Origin of the sequence: Citrobacter youngae (assembly GCF_003818115.1) — a bacterium.
Taxonomy (GTDB): Bacteria; Pseudomonadota; Gammaproteobacteria; order Enterobacterales; family Enterobacteriaceae; genus Citrobacter; species Citrobacter youngae.
In genome coordinates, this window is the sequence record NZ_RPOI01000031.1 from 1 (window position 1) to 21788 (window position 21788).

A 21788-nucleotide genomic window follows, 5' to 3' on the forward strand; every position below is an offset into this window, starting at 1 on the left:
ATATTATCGTCATTTTTGCGACTTAACTCATGGGTGTTCGGTTCCATTAAATATAAAACAAGGGAAATAGAATAAAATCTATCGCATTGATTACCATGATTATTTTAATTTCAAGTTAATTTATTATCATGCGAAGTAATCTTTGTTTTCTTTCCTTAATATTAATTACTATTAAAAAATTTACATAAGTTTTCCTTTTGGGCGCTAAAATGCCCATGTCTAAATGTTCATACAGGAAAGGAAACCGTGATGATCAGAAGAACGCAGGAAATAGATGTAATTTTAATCGAACTTAACAAATCAATTGATGCTCATTATAAGTGGCTAGTGAAAATGTTCCGCTGTGTGGTGTCATCAGACGTTACTCAGCCTGATATTTCGGGCGATGACTCTCACGCTGTTTGTCAATTTGGGCAGTGGCTCAAAGACCATCCACAGCACGATGATGATGAATGCAGTTATGTCAGCAATATTCACGCGACACATGAGAAAATGCATTTGTTAGGCAAGGAATTGCTATTGGCAATCGTGGAAGAGCGTAGCCATTCATGGCATTTCGACAGTTTCCAGGATGCGTTACTGGGATTTACGTCTGCGGTCATGGACTACAAAATATATTTACTGACTATCCGCAGTAATATTGATGTGTTAACAGGTTTGCCTGGCAGAAGAATGCTTGATGAGTCGTTTGACCAGCAGTTACTCGATGCTGAGCCGCTTAACCTGTACATATTGTTGCTGGATATCGACCGTTTTAAACATGTTAATGATACCTACGGACATCTGGTTGGTGACATGGTGTTGCGCAGTCTGGCGTCAAATTTATTAGCATGGACTCGATACGATGAGGTTGCTTATCGCTATGGTGGTGAGGAGTTTATTGTCATCATCCGAACCAAAACGGACGAGCAGGCATGCCAGGCAGGGTTGCGTCTTTGTCATCTGATTGGCCAGAAAAAAATCCCTTATCCAGAAGGCGAAATCGGCATAACGGTAACGGCTGGCATTACCAGAGTTCAACAGGGTGAAACACTGGACAACGGTCTTGGACGTGCTGACAGAGCCATGTATGAAGGGAAACAGACCGGCAGGAATCGCTGCATGTTTATGGATGAAAAAGAGAAAATCACGCTAGTTGGCACTAATGATCAACTGACACCGCGCGTCAGAGCGTGAATTTTATCAGTGTAGACCGGCTGTAGTTACGTTTCGTTTAACTTCCATTGCGGTTGTCGATGATATGTTAGCCGACTATTCGTTATCTTCGCAGGGAATTGCCAGATAACGTATAAAGCAAAACACAAATCTATCCATGCAAGCATTTACCGCTGGTTTTTCCGGCGGTTTTTTTTATCTGTAATTCTGAGAAATGATTCAGGGAAGGGAAGCAGGTAAAAAATGGCCCCTTGTGCAGTTATGCGACAAGGGGCCGGTTCGGTGCAGGATTATCTCCGTTCATCAATCATCCCATCTGTGGCTAAAATACGCGGCCAGGAAACCGGAAAATAAAATAATTCCCAGAACAGCCATAAAAATATTCATATTACCCAGCATAGTAAATGCTCCTTTATCTATTGAGTTTCCTCTCTTACCTTAATTTCACCTCGTTAATGACTATAGTAGCAATTCGAACTTAAACAAAGAGTGAACTGTGTGAATATTTCGTCTGAAATGTAAGGTTTTGGCTTTTTCTCGTCGAAGAAAATAAATAATCGTGACGAAACAGGAGCACCCATCTGCAAATAATCATAATTTTATCTTGTAATCCGCTGCAGCTACCGGGTTGTCCGGACACAAGATGTTGCACGTTTATAATGCAACACTGTGTCATGGTGGTTCAATTCTTCTCTCTTGCCGTCATGGCGACGCATTCTTTTTATCTGCATTTCATTGATGGTATTTATAATTTATTGAATTATATGCCTTTTTCATATCTGGCACTGTTTTTGCCTTATTCCTTCTGAACACCCTTAATTTGCACCGTTTTGCCTTTCCGGCTGCACCGGAGCTTTCAGCAAGTCTACTTTCAGGAGTGAAACTATGCAGCGTCGTACATTATTAAAAGCCTTTGCTCTTTCGGCCTCTGTTGTGGTTATGGGGATGAGTTTTAGCGTTCAGGCTGCCGACACCATTAAAGTTGGCATCATGCATTCGTTGTCCGGGACAATGGCTATTTCTGAAACACCGCTGAAGGATGTGGCGTTGATGACCATTGATGAGATCAACGCCAAAGGCGGTGTACTGGGAAAAAAACTGGAGCCGGTAGTGGTTGATCCGGCGTCAAACTGGCCGCTGTTTGCCGAAAAAGCCCGTCAGTTGCTAAGCCAGGACAAAGTGGCGGTGGTTTTTGGTTGCTGGACATCGGTTTCGCGCAAATCTGTACTGCCGGTATTTGAAGAGTTAAACGGCCTGTTGTTTTATCCCGTGCAATATGAAGGTGAAGAGATGTCACCTAACGTTTTCTATACCGGCGCTGCGCCCAATCAGCAGGCCATTCCGGCGGTTGAGTATCTGATGAGTGAAGACGGTGGCAGTGCAAAACGTTTCTTCCTGCTGGGCACCGATTACGTCTATCCGCGAACAACTAACAAAATTCTCCGTGCCTGGCTGCATTCAAAAGGCATTGCGGATAAAGACATTGAAGAGGTTTATACCCCGTTTGGTCACAGCGATTACCAGACCATCGTCGCCAGCATCAAAAAATTCTCCGCCGGGGGAAAAACGGCGGTGGTATCAACCATTAATGGCGACTCTAACGTTCCGTTCTATAAAGAGCTGGCAAACCAGGGTCTGAAAGCGACCGATGTTCCGGTTGTTGCGTTCTCTGTTGGAGAAGAGGAGTTGCGCGGTATTGATACCAAACCCCTGGTAGGCAATCTTGCGGCCTGGAACTATTTTGAATCCGTTGATAATGCCACCAATAAGCAATTTATCGCTGATTACCGCGCCTATGCGAAAGCGCACAAACTGCCGAATGCTGATTCTGTGGTCACGAACGATCCGATGGAAGCCACGTATGTTGGCCTGCACATGTGGGCGCAGGCGGTTGAAAAAGCCGGAACGACGGATGTCGATAAAGTCCGTGCGGCCATGGCGGGGCAATCATTCTCTGCACCTTCTGGCTTTACGCTGACAATGGATGCAACGAACCATCACCTGCATAAACCCGTCATGATTGGCGAAATTGAAAGTAACGGTCAGTTTAACGTGGTATGGCAAACGGATGCCCCGGTCCGTGCCCAACCGTGGAGTCCGTATATCGCCGGGAATGATAAAAAATCTGAGCAGCCCGTCAAAACCGCCAGCAACTGATCTTACGCCCTCCTGTGGGAGGGCCCAATTTTGGAGAACGCTATCATGAAAGCCATGCGCTTTATTCGTGGCGTGTTGTTGCTGACGTGGCTTTTGCCGTGGATAGCGCAGGCAACAGATGCCGATACCTTCGCCGCGGCCAGTCGGACACAGCAGGCGACATTACTGGAACAATGGGCGATTAACCCCGATGTTCAGCGTTTACCTTTGCTTAATGCCCTGAGTGGCGAAAACCTGCTGACCGATGACGTTAAAAATGCATTCACGATGAACGGTTCGCGTGTGCAATCTCTGGGGGCGGCCAGCACACCCAGTGGTGAATTAAAAAAAATCCGCCTGACTAACCGCCTGCGTAACCTGGTGGCTGGCACATTGTCTGTTCATCAGTTATTAAGTGACAATGTCACTTTTAGAATGGCTGCTGCCCGAACATTACAACGTGAAGCACTGCCAGTGATGCTGCCATTTTTGCAGCAAAGGCTGCTGCAGGAGACGGATGCTGGCGTGAAATCCACCCTGGCGGCTGCTCTGGCAAACCTGCAACTGAACAGTAGTTCGCCCGATGTCAGGCGCCGGGCCATCGAATTGCTGGGCGCATCCAATGATCCTGAAACACAAGCGCGATTACAGCCTTTCACCCAACTGGAACATGAACCCGATGCGCGTGTACGCGCTGCCGCCAGCGAAAGCCTGAATACCATTGAACATCGAATGAAGGTTGGAGAGTTGCTTGGCCAGGCGTTTATGGGATTATCGCTCGGGTCTATTTTATTGTTGGCGGCGCTGGGGCTGGCCATCACCTACGGGTTACTCGGCGTCATTAATATGGCGCACGGTGAAATGCTGATGCTTGGTGCTTATTGTACCTGGATAGTGCAACAGCTGATGAGCCAGTTTTTCCCGCAGTGGTTAGCCTTTTATCCGCTGATTGCGCTGCCGGTTGCCTTCCTGCTGACCGCCGCTATGGGAATGCTGCTGGAACGCACAGTGATCCGCCATTTGTACGGACGCCCACTTGAAACGCTACTGGCAACCTGGGGGATTAGCCTGATGCTGATCCAGTTGGTGCGCATGACCTTTGGTGCGCAAAACCTTGAGGTAGCTAACCCGGCATGGCTGTCGGGCGGTATTCAGGTCTATGCCAATCTGATTTTGCCGTGGAACCGGATTGTGGTGCTGGGATTTGCCATTCTGGTGCTGTCCTTCACCTGGTTGTTGCTGAATAAAACCCGTCTGGGTATGCGCGTGCGTGCAGTGACACAAAACCGCAGCATGGCAGATTGCTGCGGCGTTCCCACGGGGCGCGTGGATATGTTGGCATTTGGTCTCGGCTCCGGCATTGCCGGACTTGGGGGCGTGGCGCTATCGCAGTTGGGCAACGTTGGGCCAGAACTGGGGCAAAGCTACATCATTGATTCATTTTTGGTGGTGGTGCTGGGAGGCGTTGGACAGCTTGCCGGGAGCGTCGCGGCGGCGTTTGGTTTGGGGATTTTCAACAAGATTCTCGAACCGCAGGTTGGGGCCGTCCTCGGCAAAATTATGATTCTGGTGCTGATTATTCTGTTTATTCAAAAACGTCCGCAGGGGCTGTTTGCGCTAAAAGGGAGGGTCATTGACTGATGACGATGCCAATGACATTAACGCTGGCGCGCAAAGCGCCGCGTATTACCTGTGTGCTGGGGCTGGCTTTACTGCTGGCACTGATTATTCTGCCATTTCTCGCGCTGCTGCCTACGGATCATCCGCTGGCGATATCTGTCTGGACACTGACACTGGTTGGGAAAATTCTCTGTTATGCCATTGTGGCAGTTGCCCTGGATCTGGTGTGGGGATATGCCGGAATGCTGTCGCTGGGCCACGGTATTTTCTTTGCGCTGGGCGGTTATGCGATGGGGATGTACCTGATGCGCCAGGCATCTGGTGAAGGGGTGCCAGCTTTTATGTCGTTCCTGTCGTGGACTGAACTTCCGTGGTTCTGGTGGGGAACGCAGCATTTTCTTTGGGCGATGATATTGGTTGTTATGGTGCCTGGCTTGCTGGCGTTGGTGTTTGGCTGGTTTGCCTTCCGTTCAAAAATCAAAGGGGTCTATTTCTCCATCATGACGCAGGCGCTGACCTTTGCCGGCATGCTGTTGTTCTTCCGTAACGAAACCGGGTTTGGCGGCAATAACGGATTTACCGGTTTTACCACCATTCTGGGATTTTCGGTGACGGCGACCACGACACGTATCGCGTTGTTCCTGGCGACCGTTGTGCTGCTGATTCTGGCGCTGTGGCTCGGATGGGCGCTGGCTCGCAGTAAATTTGGCCGTATTTTGACAGCCGTTCGCGACGCTGAAAATCGGTTGATGTTCTGCGGGTATGACCCAAAGGGTTTCAAACTACTGGTATGGACACTCTCTGCCGTCCTGTGCGGGCTGGCGGGGGCGCTGTATGTTCCGCAGGTGGGGATCATTAACCCCAGTGAAATGTCACCCACCAACTCAATTGAAGCCGCGATTTGGGTCGCACTGGGTGGGCGCGGTACGTTGATTGGCCCGGTGTTTGGCGCGGTGCTCGTGAACGGCGCTAAAAGTTGGTTTACCGTCATCATGCCTGAATACTGGCAACTGTTTCTCGGCCTGATTTTTATTGGCGTTACGCTGTTTTTGCCTCGAGGCGTAATTGGTCTGTTTCGCAAGGGAGACAAATAATGCAGCCAGATGAAGGGCTTTTTACCCGCCAGATGCCGGGCGATCGTTTTCGCAATCAAACAGATCCGGTGCTCCAACTGGAAAAAATAAACGTTAACTTTGATGGTTTCCAGGCGCTAACGGATTTGACGCTCAATATTGGGGTTGGCGAGTTACGCTGCGTTATTGGACCCAATGGCGCGGGAAAAACCACGTTGATGGATGTCATCACCGGTAAAACGAAGCCGCAAAGTGGGCGGGCGATTTACGATCAATCCATTGATTTAACATCACTCGACGCCATCGCCATTGCTCGCCAGGGCATTGGTCGCAAATTTCAGAAACCGACCGTTTTTGAAGCGTTGACGGTGGAAGAGAACCTCGAGTTGGCGATGAAAAATGATAAATCCGTTTGGGGGTCATTACGGGCGTGTTTATCGGGAGAACAGCGGGATCGCATCGATGACATGTTGACGCTGTTGCGACTGAGTAACGAACGCGCCCGTCGTGCCGGACGCCTTTCCCATGGGCAGAAACAATTTCTGGAGATTGGTATGTTGCTGGTGCAGGAGCCGCATTTGTTGCTACTGGATGAGCCAGCTGCCGGGATGACGGATGCTGAGACGGAATACACCGCTGAACTGTTTCGCCAGCTTGCCGGAAAACATTCTCTGATGGTGGTTGAGCACGATATGGGGTTTGTTGAGAGCATTGCTGATCACGTCACGGTATTGCACCAGGGGCGGGTACTGGCCGAGGGGAGCCTGCGCGATGTTCAGGCCAATGAGCAGGTGATTGAAGTGTATCTCGGACGCTAAGGAGTGCTGATGCTACAGGTAAATGAACTAAATCAATACTATGGCGGCAGCCATATCCTGCGTGGCGTGAGTTTTGAGGCGCGTATAGGTGAAGTAACATGTCTGCTGGGGCGTAATGGGGTTGGCAAAACGACACTGCTGAAGTGCCTGATGGGTCTGATTCCAACCCGCAGCGGCAGTGTTATCTGGCAGGGTAAAAACATTACTCTCCGTAAGCCACATCAGCGGGTGCTGGCGGGGGTAGCGTATGTGCCGCAGGGACGCGATATTTTTCCTCGCCTGACGGTTGAAGAGAATCTGTTGCTGGGACTCTCCCGGTTTTCAGCGCAAGAGGCAAAACGTGTACCGGATGAAATTTATGCGTTGTTTCCGGTATTACAGGAGATGAAATACCGGCGGGGCGGTGATTTGTCGGGCGGGCAACAGCAACAGTTAGCTATTGGCCGGGCGCTGGCCAGTCGCCCGCAGTTGTTGATCCTCGATGAACCAACAGAGGGGATCCAGCCTTCGGTGATTAAGGAGATTGGCCTGGTTATTAGCCAACTGGCCCATCGTGGTGATATGGCTATATTGCTGGTGGAGCAGTTTTATGACTTTGCCGAACAGCTTGCAGACAAATACCTGTTAATGTCGCGAGGCAGCATTATTCAACGTGGATCAGGTGAAAATATGGCAGCAGAAGGTGTGCGTGGGTTGGTTGCCATCTAAATCAGGCGACAGTGCCGTTTTGGCACTGTCGCAGTAATTTTCAGCAGACTGCCGGCTGGCTCCAGGGTTTGGCGCGTATGCCTTTTATCATTAACGCCCAGGCCAGGACAATCGCCACCATTAGTGCGACAAACAGCGACCATGGGGGCAGTGTGGTCAGGATGACCCCGCTGACTAATGGGTTTACCGCCGCGCCAAGCCAGCCCAGTGACTGGGCGGAAAAGTAACTGGCTTTCATACCTGCCGGTGCGATGTTGTCGATCAGCATGTATTCACCCGGCGCGTAGATGATCTCGCCAATGGTGAAAAAGGCGGCTGAAATCCCCCAGAACAGCAGGCTGTTGCCAGAGAAGGTAAAACCGACCAGACCGATAACAAAAAAAAGTGTACCCGCAGCCATCAGCGGGCGGATGTTTGCAGACGTCAGTCTGCGTCCGACAGCATATTGCAGCGATACCACAATTGCTGCGTTGACGGGCAGGACGACCGCCACCACTTTCTCAGCAAAATCACCATCGGCAACCACCATCACGTACTGAGAAATACAGGATGCAAATGCACCACCGACAAACGAGGCCAGAAACGCAGACAACGTAAACCAGCATAATGCTTTATCGCGCAGCAAAACTGAGGGTGACCATACTGTCGCGTTCAAACCTTCAGAGGGGATTGCGGAGCGTTTTACCCATGTCTGGATAAACACCAGCGGGAAGGCTGAACATATGGCCGCCAACCAGAACGGCAGGTTAATGCTTTGCATGACCAGTAGCGTGCCTAACGGCGGGCCAACGGTCCAGCCGATGTTCAGCACGGTGTAGTTAAGTGAGAAAATCTTTGTTTTAGTGGTGGCTGAGAGGTTATCGGCAAACCAGGCTTTCAGCACGGTGGCAAACACGGAGTAGGCACAGTTGATCAGCGCGAAGAGCAGAACCACCACCACCACGTTATGCACCAGAGGAATCGCTATAAAGCCGCAAGCAAAGCCCGCGATCGCCAGTAGCATAAAGCGTTTTTTTTCAAATTTATCGGCCAGGATGCCGAATCCAAGACTGAAAACGACGCCAATAGTCAGTGCTACTGTCATTGCATAACCGATCAGATCGACACCCAGGCCATACTGACGACTGAGGTAAATCGTCATGAATGGTAGCGTGGCTCCGCGTCCAATGGTTAATAACAAAGATGACGCGAGTAACGCGAGAGTGGACCTTCTCAGTGAGATATTCATTTTTCTGCCCGACAATGCATGTTGTTATGTTTTTTTTAGATATCAGAAACAAATAGCATGCTAAAAGTGTGATGTACACTCAATAAGTTGTCTGAAAATGCCCTGTGTGGCCTACCTGAATTAATGATCTGTTACGGTACAACGATTTCCGTTACCTTAACTTGTTTACAAAAATTTAATATTTGCAGGGGCGGTGGTATGTCGCGTAAAGATGGGTTGCTGGCGTTACTGGTTGTCGTAGTTTGGGGGCTGAACTTTGTTGTCATTAAGGTGGGACTACACAATATGCCGCCGTTGATGCTGGCAGGCTTGCGCTTTTTACTGGTGGTGTTTCCCGCAATCTTTTTTGTTGCCCGCCCGAAGATCCCGCTCTCGCTGTTACTTGGCTATGGCCTGACCATCAGCTTCGGTCAGTTCGCTTTTCTGTTTAGCGCCATCAAGTTTGGGATGCCTGCCGGTCTGGCATCGCTGGTTTTACAGGCGCAAGCGTTTTTCACTATCGTGCTGGGCGCGTTCGCCTTTGGCGAGCGTTTGCAGGGGAAGCAACTGGTCGGTATCGCGCTGGCGGTGTTCGGTGTGCTGGTATTGATTGAGGCGAGTCTCAATGGACAACATGTTGGTATGCTTGGCTTTATGCTGACGCTGGCGGCGGCACTGAGCTGGGCCTGCGGTAATATCTTTAACAAGAAAATTATGCAGCATACTTCGCGTCCAGCGGTCATGTCGCTGGTGGTGTGGAGCGCATTAATTCCTGTCGTACCGTTTTTTCTGGCATCGGCATTGCTTGATGGCCCAGCGCAAATCGTGCAGAGCCTTGTGGCGATCGATATGACCACCATCCTGTCCCTGGTGTATCTGGCCTTTGTGGCGACCATTGTGGGCTATGGCATTTGGGGTTCTCTGCTGGGGCGCTATGAAACCTGGCGTGTTGCGCCATTGTCGTTGCTGGTACCCGTGGTAGGGTTGGCCAGTGCCGCAGTGCTGCTGGATGAAACGTTAACCGGGCTGCAACTGCTTGGTGCGTTGTTGATCATGGCGGGGTTGTATATCAACGTGTTCGGTTTTCGCTTGCGCAAGATTGTGCAGGTGAAGGGTTAAAAAAAAAGCCCCGCAGTGACGGGGCTAAATAATTACAGGCTGTGCATATTGTAATAAGGCACGCCTAACTCATCGGATTTATCGCTGCCGGCACCCATATGATTAAAATCGAACGGGGACTGATCGTGCGCAGGGGGCATAATCATCGCGTCGCGATTATTTTGCGTTGTCGGTTGCGGGGTCTGTTCCGCCATGCTCTGGCCCGACGCAACAAGCAGCAGGGCCAGCATCGCATAAGACAGAAGTTTCATGATTTCCTCGGTTACGTCGTTAACTGGCGATTAGCAATTGCATTGATTGAGCGGGAGCAAATACCGGGATTCGCCATGCATATTCGTCACCCGATATTTATGCGGCGGTACATCAAAATAGTTCTTGAAGGTCCGGGTCAGCGTTTGCTGAGACTCAAAACCGTAACGCTCTGCAAGATAGAGGATCGGTTCGTTACTCTCTTTCAATTTTTGCGCTATTTCAGTCATTTTGCGGCTACGGATGTATTGACCTAATGAATGACCGGTTTCTTTTTTGAACATCCGCTGCAGGTGCCATTTGGAGTAACCTGAACGCTCAGACACTTTTTCCAGCGAGAGTGGCGATTCAAGGTTATTTTCGATCCAGTCCAAAATGCTATGAATAGTGATTGTGTCAGTATTGCGTCTGGACATCGTCATACCTCTTTCTGTTTACGGCAGGATCCTCTTAAGCAAATGCTCAAGTGTTGCTACTTCTTCCGCCGTTAAGTTTTTTGTTAGTTCCTGGTGCAGGTCTTGCCCTACTAATTGATGACACTGCTCGCAAATTGCTGCGCCGTGCTCGGTGAGTTTCACCAGTACACCGCGCTTGTCATGTGGATTCGGAAGCCTTTCTATCCAGCCTTTACAGGCCAGTCTGTCCAGCATCCGCGTCAGGGCGCCAAGATCGACAGACAGCACTTTTTTCAATTCGACAGGGGTAATGCACACCGCACAACGGATGGAGCAGAGCACCTTAAACTGCGATGCCGTGATATCCAGCGGTGACAAATAGTCGTTTAATAAACGATCTTTTTTCTGATTAACCATGTAGATCAAACGACCCAGTGGGATGATTTCATTGAACAGATCACTGGTGCTTTTCACAATGGTTGCCCTGGCAAGTAGTTAGTCACGGCTGATATTATTGCTTAGGCAAATATAAGTCAAATGAATGAGTGGCCGCATGCCACGTTTTGCTAAAACATCAGGAACGCGCTACGCATAGCGCGTTTTTAACGTTCTGATCCGTAGGGTTTATGCGTAAAGAGAACTAATGAATCCTTACATCGACAACATGGCTTAACCCTGGAGTTTGCCCTTATACTTGCCGTTGACGAAAAACGCACAGGAAAGATGACATTATGATGGACTTGTTTAAAGCAATAGGACTGGGGCTGGTAGTCCTGTTACCGCTGGCAAACCCGTTAACCACCGTGGCGCTGTTTCTCGGCCTTGCTGGCAACATGAACAGCGCAGAGCGTAACCGTCAGTCATTAATGGCGTCTGTCTATGTATTTGCCATTATGATGGTCGCGTACTACGCCGGGCAGGTGGTAATGAATACGTTTGGGATTTCGATTCCCGGGTTGCGTATTGCGGGCGGGTTAATCGTTGCGTTTATCGGCTTTCGTATGCTGTTCCCTCAGCAGAAAGCGCATGATTCTCCGGAAGCGAGAAGCAAATCCGAAGAACTGGAGGACGAACCGACGGCCAATATTGCCTTTGTTCCGCTGGCCATGCCGAGTACTGCCGGCCCGGGGACGATTGCAATGATCATCAGTTCGGCCTCTACCGTGCGGCACGGTTCCGAATTCCCGGACTGGGTGATCATGGTTGCGCCGCCCATTATTTTTGCCGTCGTCGGGATTATCTTGTGGGGATGTCTGCGCAGTTCTGGCGGAATTATGCGGCTGGTGGGGAAAGGCGGGATCGAAGCTATTTCCCGTCTGATGGGCTTCCTGCTGGTGTGTATGGGTGTGCAGTTTATTATTAACGGCGTGCTGGAAATCATCCAAACCTACCATTAAACAACGGGCCCGGTATATCTACCGGGCCTTTTTCTTATTGCTGCTGTGGTTGCTCTTCCAGCGTTACCGGCCATTTGCGGAAGATAATCACTGACCAGATCAGCGCGGCAACGGCAGGAAGTGCACCGACGTAACCAATCGTCGACATCGACCAGTGCAGACTTACCTGATTTCCCACCAGCGCTCCCGCGCCAATACCAATATTAAAAATACCGGAGAACAGCGCCATTGCGACGTCAGTGGCATCCGGAGCCAGTGCCAGTACTTTCACCTGCATTCCCAGGCCGATCACCATAATGGCAATACCCCAGAAAATACTCAGGACAGCCAGGTGCATTTCGCTATCAGCAGCAGGCAATAGCAGCACCAGGCACAGGGTCAACAGGGCAATAGCCGCGCTTATCAACACCGAGGCATACTGATTACCAAGCTTGCCAAAAATTACGCTGCCAATAATACCCGCGCCACCGAGAACCAGAAGCAGCACAGTGGCAAAGTTAGCGCTCAGCCCGGCGACGGTCTGCACAAAGGGTTCGATATAGCTATAAGCCGTATAATGCGCGGTGACCACAATCACCGTCAGCAGATACAGGCTCATTAACGCCGGACGGCGGAATAACACCGGCAGGCTTTTTAATGAACCGGAATGCTCACTGGGTAATTTGGGCAGAAGCTTAATCAGGCAAAGCAGGGTAATTAGCGCGCCCATACCGATGGCGAAGAAGGTAGTGCGCCAGCCAAAATACTGGCCGACGATGCGTCCGATAGGCAGGCCTAATACCATCGCCAGCGCGGTGCCGGTCGCAATCAGGCTGAGTGCCTGCGCGCGTTTCCCGGCCGGAGCAAGGCGTATCGCCAGCGATGCAGTGATCGACCAGAAAATGGCGTGTGCGAAAGCAATACCAATACGGCTAATCACCAGCACGGTAAAATTCCATGCCAGGAAAGAGAGTACGTGGCTGGCGATAAATACGACAAACAGGCAGATCAGCAGCTTGCGGCGTTCTACCTGGCTGGTGAGCAGCATGAAGGGCAGCGACATCAGGGCCACCACCCAGGCGTAGATCGTCAACATGATCCCAACCTGCGCGGTCTGCATATTAAAACTTTGCGCAATGTCGGACAGCAACCCGACCGGGACAAACTCAGTGGTATTGAAAATAAAACCGGCAATAGCAAGCGTAACTACCCGTAGCCACGCGACCTTGCGGGAAACAGTGTTTGTTGTCATATGTATAAATCGGGTTAGCTGCAAAAAGGAGAGGTGGCGATCTTAAAACGTTTACTGGTGAAAATACAATCATTTCGTGATTAAGATCACGCTGTTTTGCGGATGATAATGCGGTGCATTACGAGAGAAAATAAAGCCGGTCAGTACTACTGACTGACCGGAGAATACCGTTACCTGAGCGAGTTTAGTGCAGCTGCGCTTCTTTCATGCACAACGCTTCATGCTCACTGTCGATGATTGGCTCAACTTTACCCATCAAAAACAGATAGTTCAAAATTCCCAGAACCACCAGTGCGGCAGAGAACACCAGCGCCCAGGTAAAGGAGCCAGTGGCTGCAACAATGGCTCCGGTAATAATTGGTCCTACCGCGCCTCCCATATTGGAGACAGTATTCTGTAACCCTGCAACAATCGATACGCTGTTTTTAGGCGCAACGTCACCCGGTAGTGCCCAGACCTGCGAGGCGGCAACCGTGGTGCCTGATTTCGCCACACACAGTAAAAACACGGTCATAAACACGGAATCAGTAAAAGGAGCAAAACCAATACATAAAGCCATTAACAGACCGATTGTCAGGAATAATTTTCTTGTAGCAGTCAGCGACAGGATCCGCTTATGTACCATACGGTCAGAGGCCCAGCCGGCAAAGACTTCGATCACCATCCCACATAATAATGGCAGGGCGGCAACCATCCCCATTTTGATAAAATCCATTCCTTTGTCTTTTACCAGATAAGTGGGTAGCCAGGTAATAAAGAAATAGGATGTATAGTTGATGGTAAAGAAACCGATACACATTGCCCAAATGTTACGGTAGCGCAACAGTTTATACCAACGCATCGGTAATACGGATTTGTCGCCGTGTTTTTGCTTTTGCCCTTCGCGAATATGTTTAATTTCGCTTGTACTGATCCTTTTGTGGTCCTCCGGGTTTTCTGTATAAATAAAATACCAGGCAATGACCCAAAAAATGCCTACACCACCAATAATCAGAAATGTCATCCGCCAGTCAAACTGGTAGATCATCCAGACAATAAGCGGCATCGCGACGGCACCACCAAATTTAGAGGCACTGTCAAACAATCCTGAGACGGTGGCCCGCTCCCGATCCGGGAACCAGCGCGCAGCGATCCCTGCATTGCTTGGATAGGCGGCGGCTTCACCGACGCCCAGAGCGAGTCTCAATGCGAGTAGAGATTTAAATCCAGTGGCTAAACCCATCATTGAGGTGGCGATTGACCACCACGCGACGGCAAAACCCAGACCTTTTTTCTGACCAAAACGGTCTGCAAACCAACCTGCCGGTATTTGCAGTAAAGAATATGACCAGAAGAACGCCGCCATGATAAACCCCATCATTTCAGGATCGAGTTTTAGCTCATCAATGAGGTGAGGTGCAGCAGCAGATAATACCGTCCGGTCAATATAGTTAATTGCAATAGCAAGCCACATTAATCCCGCAATCCACCAACGAATTCGGGATTTTTCTGCAAAATTATTCATATATCTGGCCCATGGTAGATGTTCATTTTTATTATTGTGGAAAGGGTAGGGTTATCTCCACAATGTTATAATCCGTTCATTATATTTTTAGGCTTACGCTGATGAATGACATGTTCAATGATGTTATAAACACATTGCTCGCCTATATTGCTGATCGCACCCTCGGTATATCCTGCAATATGTGCCGTAGGGATGAAATTATCGAGCGCAAATAAGGGGTGTGAATTGCACGGCTCTTGTAAAAAGACATCGGCGGCAGCGCCCTTAATGACACCCTGCGTGAGAGCCAGAAAGAGATCCTCTTCATTAACGACACCACCGCGTGAAACGTTTATGAGATAACTAGTGCTCTTCATTTTTTTCATCTGCGCTAAATCAAAGAGATTTTTGGTTTCAGGCGTCAGCGGAGTGTGTAACGTGATGAAATCACTTTGTTCTGTTAGTTCATCGAGCGAAACGTATTCAATGTGATTATCTGCGGCGAACTGTGCATCCTGCCATGCGTCGTGAGCCAGCACGCGCATATTAAAGCCGCGGGCTCGCAGTGCAACCTGTTTACCGATGTTACCTAACCCAATAATGCCAATCGTTTTTCCATATACATCGGAGGCGAAGATCCGTGGCCAGTTTCCCGCGCGGGTTTGTTCAATCGCGTAGGGGAGTTGACGCGCACAGTTAAGGATCAGGGAAAACGCAAAGTCTGCGACGGCATGCTTATTGGCATCCGGCACATTGGTAACAAAAATACCTTTTTCACGCGTGGCATTGAGGTCGATATTATCGACGCCCACGCCGTGTTTGCAGACGATTTTCAGATTCGGTGCCGCAGCTATTAGTCCGGCATTAACATCGGTAAAAGCGACGATCATTGCCACTGTCTGTTCCAGATGAGGTGCAAGCGCTTCTAAACCGGCATCTGCAGGTAGCATGATTAACTCAAGTCCGGCGTCGTTAAGCAGTTTGATCGGTTGCTGATCGTATTTGGCAAATGAAGGTGATGTACAGATGACTTTCATAATACAATCCTGTTAGTTAAGCGGCGTTGCCGCCGCTGTAAAAGTGTCTATCGTAAATAGTTATTGATAATTTGCTGGATCTGGCGTTCCTGATGAGCATCAAACGTGACAGCGTAACGGCTTGCGCCTACCTCGTGCCCCATGATTTGCAATGCTTTTTTGACTGCGGCGGGCGAGAACGCAACTTTATAGAGCTCGGTTCGCAAACCTGTGACGCTTTCCTGTGCTTCATGCGATCCGACAACATCACCGGCCTTGAATCGCGCCCAGATAGCGTTAATTTCTTTTGGCGCTACGTTCGCCAAACCGGAAATACAGGCTGAACAGCCATCAACAAATCCCTGATGAATGAGTGAATCTGGACCATTCAGCACATCAAATCCCTCGATATCTTTAACTGCATCCAGGAAGCTGCTAAGACTTTCATAACTGCCGGCACTGTCTTTGATCCCGATAATGTTCGGGTGTGCCGCCAGCACTCTGGCTGTTTCCGGTTCAATGGTATTTCCCGTACGTGCCGGAATGTTGTAGAGAAATACCGGTACCGATAGCGCGTCGGCAATCGCGGTATAGTGAGCTATCAGTTCCTGCTGTTTGAGCGGAACAAAATACGGGGTAATCACCGATACGGCATCGACGCCCAGTTTTTCTATCTGCTTGCCCAGACGAATGGTTTCACGGGTAGAGATTTCACCAATATGCGCCACTACGTTCGCCCGCCCAGCAACTTCCTCAACGCAGGTGCGGGTCACTGCTATTTTTTCTTCCTCGTTGAGCACAAAAAACTCACCGTTTGTGCCGCCGCAGAAAATACCGTTTCCGGCATTTAACTGGCGGTTTACCTGGTTTCTCAGTTCTTTAAGGTTAAGCCCGCCGTCGTGGTCGAACGGGGTAACGATTGCCGTCAGTACACCACAGATTTTCTTACTCATGATTCACTCCTTTGGTATTCAGTTCTGGAAACAGAGTTTGATAAATGGCCTGAATATCCTTATGACTCACCTCGCAGGGAGCATTATTCATCAGGCGTTTTACGTTCAGTGCGGCATCGGCCAGTGCGGGAATATCAGTAGACGGTACACCAAGCGTTGCCAGGTTATCGGGCAGGTTCAGTCGTTTCACGAGTGTGGCGAAGTACTCCACCAGGGCGCGGGATTTTTCTTCGGCACTGAGTGTTGAGTCAGCGTCAGGCAGCAGATCCCACACCAGGGCAAACTTGTCGACCACAAATGGGCGAATCACTTTCATGCAGGGTGCTAACAGAATGGCGTTAGCGACGCCATGTGGGAGATGGTATCGACCGCCGAGCGGGTAAGAGAGCGCGTGGACCAGGTGAGTACCAGCATGATTAATCGCCACACCGCCGTAATACGATGCCCACAGCATCTCCAGTTTGGCCAGCAGATTTTCCGGCTCATTGACGGAGATTTCGATATGGTTGAGTAGCTTACGCAGGCCAATGAGCGAAGCGTTATCACTTACCGGATTGGCGACGGTAGCGGTAAAGCATTCGATCAGATGACATAGCGCGTCGATGCCAGTGGACGAGGCAATATGCGCCGGCATGCTGGTGGTGAGTTCTGGCAACAGGGCCACGTAATCCGGTAATAGCACCGGAGAAATGATGCCGACTTTGGTGTTTTGTTCCGGGATCGCCAGAATCGCATTGGGAGTCGCTTCAGAACCCGTACCTGCTGTGGCGGGGATCAGCACAGAAGCAACGCGTTGCAGCGGTTTTTCTCCCGCCAGCATGGCGTCAAGCGTCGGAGATTCAGGATGGCATAAGACGGAGAGCAGTTTCGCCACATCCAGTACGCTACCACCGCCGATACCGATCACCATTTCTACGTTGAGACCTTGTACGTTTTTTAATAGTGCGCTGACATCGTGATGCCCGGGTTCTGCAGGCACATTGTCAATCAGAGCCACATGACGTCCATCGTTGGTCAGTAAGTTGCGGATCTGTGTTACCGCGCCCAGTCCGACAATATTGCTATCCGTCACCAGTAACAGCTGGCGTTTACCTGCCAGTAACGGCTCCAGTGCGGGGATAGCATTCGAACCGCTAATGACGGTGCTATTGATTGTTGCCACAGCATTCTCCTGTTGTTCGAGTGATTGAATTCGCTCACTGAGATTCAGGAACGATTGCATCATGGGCTAAATTTATAATTTATCTCGGAGATGAATAACTTGAGCTTGCTCACATTTAATCAAATGTGATTGAATATAATCATTATCAACATACAACAACCCGGAGCATGGATGAGTAGACATGTTGTAAGACCCCAGATCCTTGTCATTGCTGATGACTTTACGGGGGGAAATGATGCGGGGGTGAGTCTGGCGCTGACGGGAATGACGGTAAATGTCGCTTTCACATTGCCCTGTGCCGATGATGCAGATGTGCTGGTCATCAACACGGATAGTCGTGCGCTGGAGGCAGAGCAGGCCGCCGCCAGAGTAAGTGAGCTGGCTCTGACGAGTCAGGCTGGTCCTCAGACGCAGTGGCTGAAGAAAATAGATTCAACATTGCGCGGAAACCCGGGGGCCGAACTGGACGCGTTAATGCGGATTACAGGTAAAAAGCGGGCCATCGTGGCACTGGCTTGTCCCTCAGTCGGGCGAACCACCGAGCAGGGGCAGTGCCTCGTTAACGGTATTCCGGTAACGCAGACCGAATTTGCCAGCGATCCGAAAACACCGGTGATGAGTGCTGATATCTGTGAGGTGATACAGGCACAAACCACCATTGCGTGTCGGGCGATGTCACTGAATGACTACATGCAGCACCTGCGCGAGCCTGCTGTTGAGACGCCGCAGATTTGGGTTGTGGATGCCCGGACTGACGCTGACCTTGATGTGATTGTTACTGATGCGCTGATGCAGGATGAGCTGCCGCTGCTGGTGGGGTCTGCCGGGATCTGTGACGCGCTGGCCCGCCATGTCCGGACACCGTCCTCACAGTGTTTACTGGCGGTAGTGGGTTCAATGAGTGAAATCGCTCAACAGCAGATTGCCGCTGTGTACCAGGACCCGCAGGTGGGGACTGTATTCATTGATATCGAAAATATCTTCAGCGGTAGCTCGACAGAGTACGCGCAGCACATCGTTAGGATCCTCTCCTCTGGTAGGCACTGCATTGTTCACACAAGTCCCGACAGTGAAGCACGCCATCATATTCCGCAGCTGTGCGTGCGTATGGGGATGAATCGCGCTCAGCTCGGTGAAAAAATCTGCCAGTTTCTTGGACAGCTTATCCGGCAGGTTTTGCAGGAGGTATCGCCAGGCGCGCTGTATCTCTCTGGTGGTGATGTGGCGATGGCGGTTGCAGACGCCCTTAAGGCAACAGGATTTCGTATTACTGACCGTGTGGCCCAGTGTGTGCCGTACGGTCATTTTGTCGGTGGCGACTGGCAACGCCCGGTTATGACAAAAGCAGGGGGATTCGGTGACGAAACGACGTTGCGTCAGGTTTTAAATTTTATCGAGGAGAACATGAGTGAATAACATTATTGCAGTAACTATGGGCGACCCTGCAGGTATTGGACCTGAGATTATTATTAAATCGCTGGTGGAGGGAGAGCTGTCTGGCGCGCCGGTTGTGGTTGTGGGATGTGCCCAAACGCTGCGTCGTATCCAGTCATTAAATGTCACGCCGCCAGCGGAACTCCGGGTGATCGACAGCGTAACCCAGGCGCAATTCGCCCCCGGTGTTATCAACGTGATTGACGAACCCCTTGCCGATCCTGCGGCGCTTGAACCGGGGGTGGTGCAAGCGCAGGCGGGTGATTTGGCCTATCGCTGTATTAAACGCGCTACAGCACTGGCGCTAAGTGGTGAAGTTAAGGCCATTGCCACTGCGCCGCTGAATAAAGAAGCACTGCACATGGCGGGACATCATTATCCCGGCCATACCGAACTGCTGGCGCAACTGACCAACAGCAAAGACTATGCGATGGTGCTGTATACCGAACAGCTTAAAGTGATTCATGTCACCACGCATATTGCACTACGTAAATTCCTTGATACGCTCAGTGAACAGCGTGTAAAAACAGTCATTCAGGTCGCAGATGATTTCCTGCGTCGTGTCGGGTTTGATAATCCACGTATTGCGGTCGCAGGCGTCAACCCCCATGCCGGCGAAAATGGCCTGTTTGGCGAGGAAGAGATAACGATTGTCGGACCCGCGGTGCAGGCAATGCAAGCGAAAGGGTTAAATGTTACGGGACCATGTCCACCAGATACTGTCTTTATGCAGTGCCACGAAGGTATGTATGACATGGTGGTGGCAATGTATCACGATCAGGGCCATATTCCGCTAAAATTGCTGGGATTCTATGATGGGGTGAATATCACCGCCGGATTGCCATTTATTCGCACTTCTGCAGACCATGGCACGGCGTTTGATATTGCCTGGACAGGTAAAGCCAAGTCTGAGAGCATGGCCGTGTCCATCCAGTTAGCAATGCAAATTACGCGGGATTAAAATGAAGGGATATAATCGGTTAGAACAGATTATGGATTATCTGAAAGGGCATAATCTGGCGACAGTTGAACAGCTTGTCGCTGTGACTCAGGCCTCTCCGGCGACCATTCGCCGCGACCTGATTAAACTCGATCAGGAAGGTGTTATCAGCCGTACTCACGGCGGCGTGACGCTTAACCGGTTTATCCCTTCACAACCAACCACACATGAAAAAATGCAGCGCAGCCTGATGGAAAAACAGGCTATTGCCTGCGCGGCGGCAAGCCTGGTGAAAGCCGGGGACGCCATTATCCTGGATGCGGGAACGACGATGATTGAACTGGCGCGCCAGCTTACCCATCTGCCGTTGCGCGTCATCACCAGCGATCTGCACATTGCGCTATTTCTTTCTGAGTTCAAGCAAATTGAAGTGACGATCATTGGCGGGCGTATTGATGACTCCAGCCAGTCCTGTATCGGCGAGCACGGGCGTAAACTGCTGCAAAACGTGTGGCCGGATATCGCGTTTCTAAGCTGTAACGGCTGGGATCTGACCCGCGGGATCACCGCACCGACGGAAGAAAAGGCCGGTCTGAAGCGCGACCTGATTGCAAACGCCAAACGTCGCGTACTGCTGGCAGACAGTTCAAAATACGGTGCATGGTCACTTTTCAACGTCACACATCTGGATGCGTTGACGGATATCGTGACCGATGCGCGACTCAATGAAGAGGTGCGGCAGCAGCTTGAGCAACTGCCTTGCCATCTGACGTTCGCCAGTTAATCTGCATTTTGCGACAGCTGAGGTTCCAGTACCTCAATAAATGCTTCCAGCTGTCGCGTCATCGCCCCCCGACGCCAGACCAGCCACGTATTTAACCAACGCCAGTTTTCACTCAGCGGCCAGGCATTGACCTGATGGTGGCCTGGCATGCTTTCCAGCATAGAACGTGGAATCAGCGCGATTCCCGCGCCGGCAATCACACAGGCCAGCATGCCGTGGTAGGACTCCATTTCATGGATCGTGCCTGGCATGGCACGATCGGCGTGAAACCAGCTTTCAAAGTGGCGACGATAGGAACAGTTGGCGCGAAAGGCATAGATATTGTAACCATTCACATCGCTGGCCCGTTTGATGGGGGGGTGGCCATGTGGGGTGACAATCATCATCTCTTCACGGTACACCGGCATTCCTTCAAGACCTGGATGGGTAATAGGGCCATCAGCAAAAGCGGCGTTCAGCGTACCGTCGAGCACACCGTCCAGCATGGTACCGGACGGTCCTGTTGCCAGTGCAAACTGGATTTTAGGGTAGCGCTGATTATATTCGGCAAGTGTGGCCGGAATACGCACGGCGGCTGTACTTTCCAGCGATCCCAGAGAGAACAATCCCTGTGGTTCATCACCTGCGACCACCATCCTCGCTTCTTCTACCAGCGCCAGGATCCGCTGGCTGTAACGCAAAAAATTGTGCCCGGAGGGAGAAAGCCGCAGACGTTGATTTTCACGAATAAACAGATCGACGCCAAGGTCCGCTTCAAGCTGGCGAATACGCGTGGTGAGATTGGACGGCACGCGATGCACCTTCGCCGCAGCCTGCGTGATGCTGCCGGTCTCTGCGACGGCATTGAACATTTCAAGTTGCGTCAGGTCCATAATTTTCTCTGTTCGTGAATGGTATGGTTAATATTA

23 protein-coding genes are annotated in these 21788 nt (G+C 50.6%); 11 read left to right on the forward strand and 12 right to left on the reverse strand.

What is annotated here, in order from left to right; all coding sequences use genetic code 11:
- The first annotated feature begins 249 nt into the window (after positions 1 to 249).
- A complete protein-coding gene (locus tag EHN13_RS21550; protein WP_061067879.1) occupies positions 250 to 1176 on the forward strand; it encodes a diguanylate cyclase in 927 nt (308 codons plus the stop codon).
- A gap of 238 nt (positions 1177 to 1414) precedes the next feature.
- On the opposite strand, the gene EHN13_RS24615 is transcribed toward EHN13_RS21550, so the two are convergent.
- On the reverse strand, positions 1415 to 1459 hold the full coding sequence (locus EHN13_RS24615) for a hypothetical protein (RefSeq protein WP_420889184.1): 45 nt from the start codon (positions 1457 to 1459) through the stop codon (positions 1415 to 1417).
- Positions 1459 to 1554, reverse strand: a complete 96-nt coding sequence (gene mgtS, locus EHN13_RS21560) for a protein MgtS (RefSeq protein ID WP_003032406.1) — start codon at positions 1552 to 1554, stop codon at positions 1459 to 1461. Before mgtS ends, EHN13_RS24615 begins: the two co-directional genes overlap by 1 nt.
- Before the next feature lie 486 nt (positions 1555 to 2040).
- Between mgtS and urtA the strand changes: the two genes are divergently transcribed.
- From urtA to urtE, 5 genes are read left to right on the forward strand one after another with little or no spacing between them, the layout of a single operon-like run.
- Positions 2041 to 3312: an urea ABC transporter substrate-binding protein gene (gene urtA, locus EHN13_RS21565; RefSeq protein ID WP_124022065.1), complete on the forward strand. Its 1272-nt coding sequence runs from the start codon at positions 2041 to 2043 to the stop codon at positions 3310 to 3312.
- Between the two features lie 45 nt (positions 3313 to 3357).
- On the forward strand, positions 3358 to 4932 hold the full coding sequence (gene urtB, locus EHN13_RS21570) for an urea ABC transporter permease subunit UrtB (RefSeq protein WP_048211700.1): 1575 nt from the start codon (positions 3358 to 3360) through the stop codon (positions 4930 to 4932).
- The gene (gene urtC, locus EHN13_RS21575; RefSeq protein WP_124022066.1) at positions 4932 to 6005 is read left to right on the forward strand and encodes an urea ABC transporter permease subunit UrtC; all 1074 of its coding nucleotides are present in this window, start codon (positions 4932 to 4934) and stop codon (positions 6003 to 6005) included. Before urtB ends, urtC begins: the two co-directional genes overlap by 1 nt.
- Positions 6005 to 6802, forward strand: a complete 798-nt coding sequence (gene urtD, locus EHN13_RS21580; RefSeq protein WP_040231114.1) for an urea ABC transporter ATP-binding protein UrtD — start codon at positions 6005 to 6007, stop codon at positions 6800 to 6802. The genes urtC and urtD overlap by 1 nt, the downstream gene beginning before the upstream one ends.
- A gap of 9 nt (positions 6803 to 6811) precedes the next feature.
- Positions 6812 to 7510: an urea ABC transporter ATP-binding subunit UrtE gene (gene urtE, locus EHN13_RS21585; protein ID WP_061067881.1), complete on the forward strand. Its 699-nt coding sequence runs from the start codon at positions 6812 to 6814 to the stop codon at positions 7508 to 7510.
- Positions 7511 to 7550: 40 nt separating this feature from the next.
- Here urtE and ydeE read toward each other — a convergent pair whose 3' ends face one another.
- On the reverse strand, positions 7551 to 8738 hold the full coding sequence (gene ydeE, locus EHN13_RS21590) for an efflux MFS transporter YdeE (RefSeq protein WP_124022067.1): 1188 nt from the start codon (positions 8736 to 8738) through the stop codon (positions 7551 to 7553).
- Between the two features lie 198 nt (positions 8739 to 8936).
- Between ydeE and eamA the strand changes: the two genes are divergently transcribed.
- Positions 8937 to 9836 carry an O-acetylserine/cysteine exporter gene (gene eamA / locus EHN13_RS21595; protein ID WP_124022068.1) on the forward strand — a complete coding sequence of 300 codons (900 nt, stop codon included), beginning with the start codon at positions 8937 to 8939 and terminating at the stop codon, positions 9834 to 9836.
- 32 nt (positions 9837 to 9868) lie between these two features.
- Here the strand turns inward: eamA and marB are convergent, their stop codons facing one another.
- Genes marB through marR form a run of 3 tightly spaced genes read right to left on the reverse strand, consistent with a single transcriptional unit; the run spans position 9869 to position 10954 of the window.
- Positions 9869 to 10087, reverse strand: coding sequence for a multiple antibiotic resistance protein MarB (gene marB / locus EHN13_RS21600; RefSeq protein WP_048211695.1), 219 nt, complete (start codon positions 10085 to 10087; stop codon positions 9869 to 9871).
- 30 nt (positions 10088 to 10117) lie between these two features.
- Positions 10118 to 10501, reverse strand: a complete 384-nt coding sequence (marA, locus tag EHN13_RS21605) for an MDR efflux pump AcrAB transcriptional activator MarA (RefSeq protein ID WP_140168326.1) — start codon at positions 10499 to 10501, stop codon at positions 10118 to 10120.
- 18 nt (positions 10502 to 10519) lie between these two features.
- A complete protein-coding gene (gene marR / locus EHN13_RS21610; RefSeq protein WP_048211693.1) occupies positions 10520 to 10954 on the reverse strand; it encodes a multiple antibiotic resistance transcriptional regulator MarR in 435 nt (144 codons plus the stop codon).
- 257 nt (positions 10955 to 11211) lie between these two features.
- On the opposite strand from marR, the gene EHN13_RS21615 reads away from it, so the two are divergent.
- Positions 11212 to 11877 (forward strand): MarC family NAAT transporter, encoded by a 666-nt coding sequence (locus EHN13_RS21615; protein WP_048211692.1) that lies wholly within the window; start codon positions 11212 to 11214, stop codon positions 11875 to 11877.
- Positions 11878 to 11911: 34 nt separating this feature from the next.
- On the opposite strand, the gene EHN13_RS21620 is transcribed toward EHN13_RS21615, so the two are convergent.
- From EHN13_RS21620 to EHN13_RS21640, 5 genes are all read right to left on the reverse strand, one after another.
- Positions 11912 to 13108, reverse strand: coding sequence for a sugar transporter (locus EHN13_RS21620; RefSeq protein WP_048211691.1), 1197 nt, complete (start codon positions 13106 to 13108; stop codon positions 11912 to 11914).
- Between the two features lie 184 nt (positions 13109 to 13292).
- Positions 13293 to 14612 carry an MFS transporter gene (locus EHN13_RS21625; RefSeq protein WP_048211690.1) on the reverse strand — a complete coding sequence of 440 codons (1320 nt, stop codon included), beginning with the start codon at positions 14610 to 14612 and terminating at the stop codon, positions 13293 to 13295.
- 65 nt (positions 14613 to 14677) lie between these two features.
- Positions 14678 to 15628: a phosphoglycerate dehydrogenase gene (locus tag EHN13_RS21630; RefSeq protein WP_048211689.1), complete on the reverse strand. Its 951-nt coding sequence runs from the start codon at positions 15626 to 15628 to the stop codon at positions 14678 to 14680.
- A gap of 47 nt (positions 15629 to 15675) precedes the next feature.
- On the reverse strand, positions 15676 to 16560 hold the full coding sequence (locus tag EHN13_RS21635) for a dihydrodipicolinate synthase family protein (RefSeq protein ID WP_061067885.1): 885 nt from the start codon (positions 16558 to 16560) through the stop codon (positions 15676 to 15678).
- Positions 16553 to 17722 carry an iron-containing alcohol dehydrogenase gene (locus EHN13_RS21640; protein WP_124022069.1) on the reverse strand — a complete coding sequence of 390 codons (1170 nt, stop codon included), beginning with the start codon at positions 17720 to 17722 and terminating at the stop codon, positions 16553 to 16555. The genes EHN13_RS21635 and EHN13_RS21640 overlap by 8 nt, the downstream gene beginning before the upstream one ends.
- A 171-nt stretch (positions 17723 to 17893) precedes the next feature.
- On the opposite strand from EHN13_RS21640, the gene dtnK reads away from it, so the two are divergent.
- Genes dtnK through EHN13_RS21655 form a run of 3 tightly spaced genes read left to right on the forward strand, consistent with a single transcriptional unit; the run spans position 17894 to position 20880 of the window.
- The gene (gene dtnK, locus EHN13_RS21645) at positions 17894 to 19138 is read left to right on the forward strand and encodes a D-threonate kinase (protein WP_048211686.1); all 1245 of its coding nucleotides are present in this window, start codon (positions 17894 to 17896) and stop codon (positions 19136 to 19138) included.
- The gene (locus tag EHN13_RS21650; protein WP_061067886.1) at positions 19131 to 20117 is read left to right on the forward strand and encodes a D-threonate 4-phosphate dehydrogenase; all 987 of its coding nucleotides are present in this window, start codon (positions 19131 to 19133) and stop codon (positions 20115 to 20117) included. Before dtnK ends, EHN13_RS21650 begins: the two co-directional genes overlap by 8 nt.
- Position 20118: 1 nt before the next feature.
- The gene (locus EHN13_RS21655) at positions 20119 to 20880 is read left to right on the forward strand and encodes a DeoR/GlpR family DNA-binding transcription regulator (protein WP_048211684.1); all 762 of its coding nucleotides are present in this window, start codon (positions 20119 to 20121) and stop codon (positions 20878 to 20880) included.
- Here the strand turns inward: EHN13_RS21655 and ptrR are convergent.
- Positions 20877 to 21752: a putrescine utilization regulator PtrR gene (ptrR, locus tag EHN13_RS21660; protein WP_061067887.1), complete on the reverse strand. Its 876-nt coding sequence runs from the start codon at positions 21750 to 21752 to the stop codon at positions 20877 to 20879. The genes EHN13_RS21655 and ptrR overlap by 4 nt on opposite strands.
- Positions 21753 to 21788 lie beyond the last annotated feature (36 nt).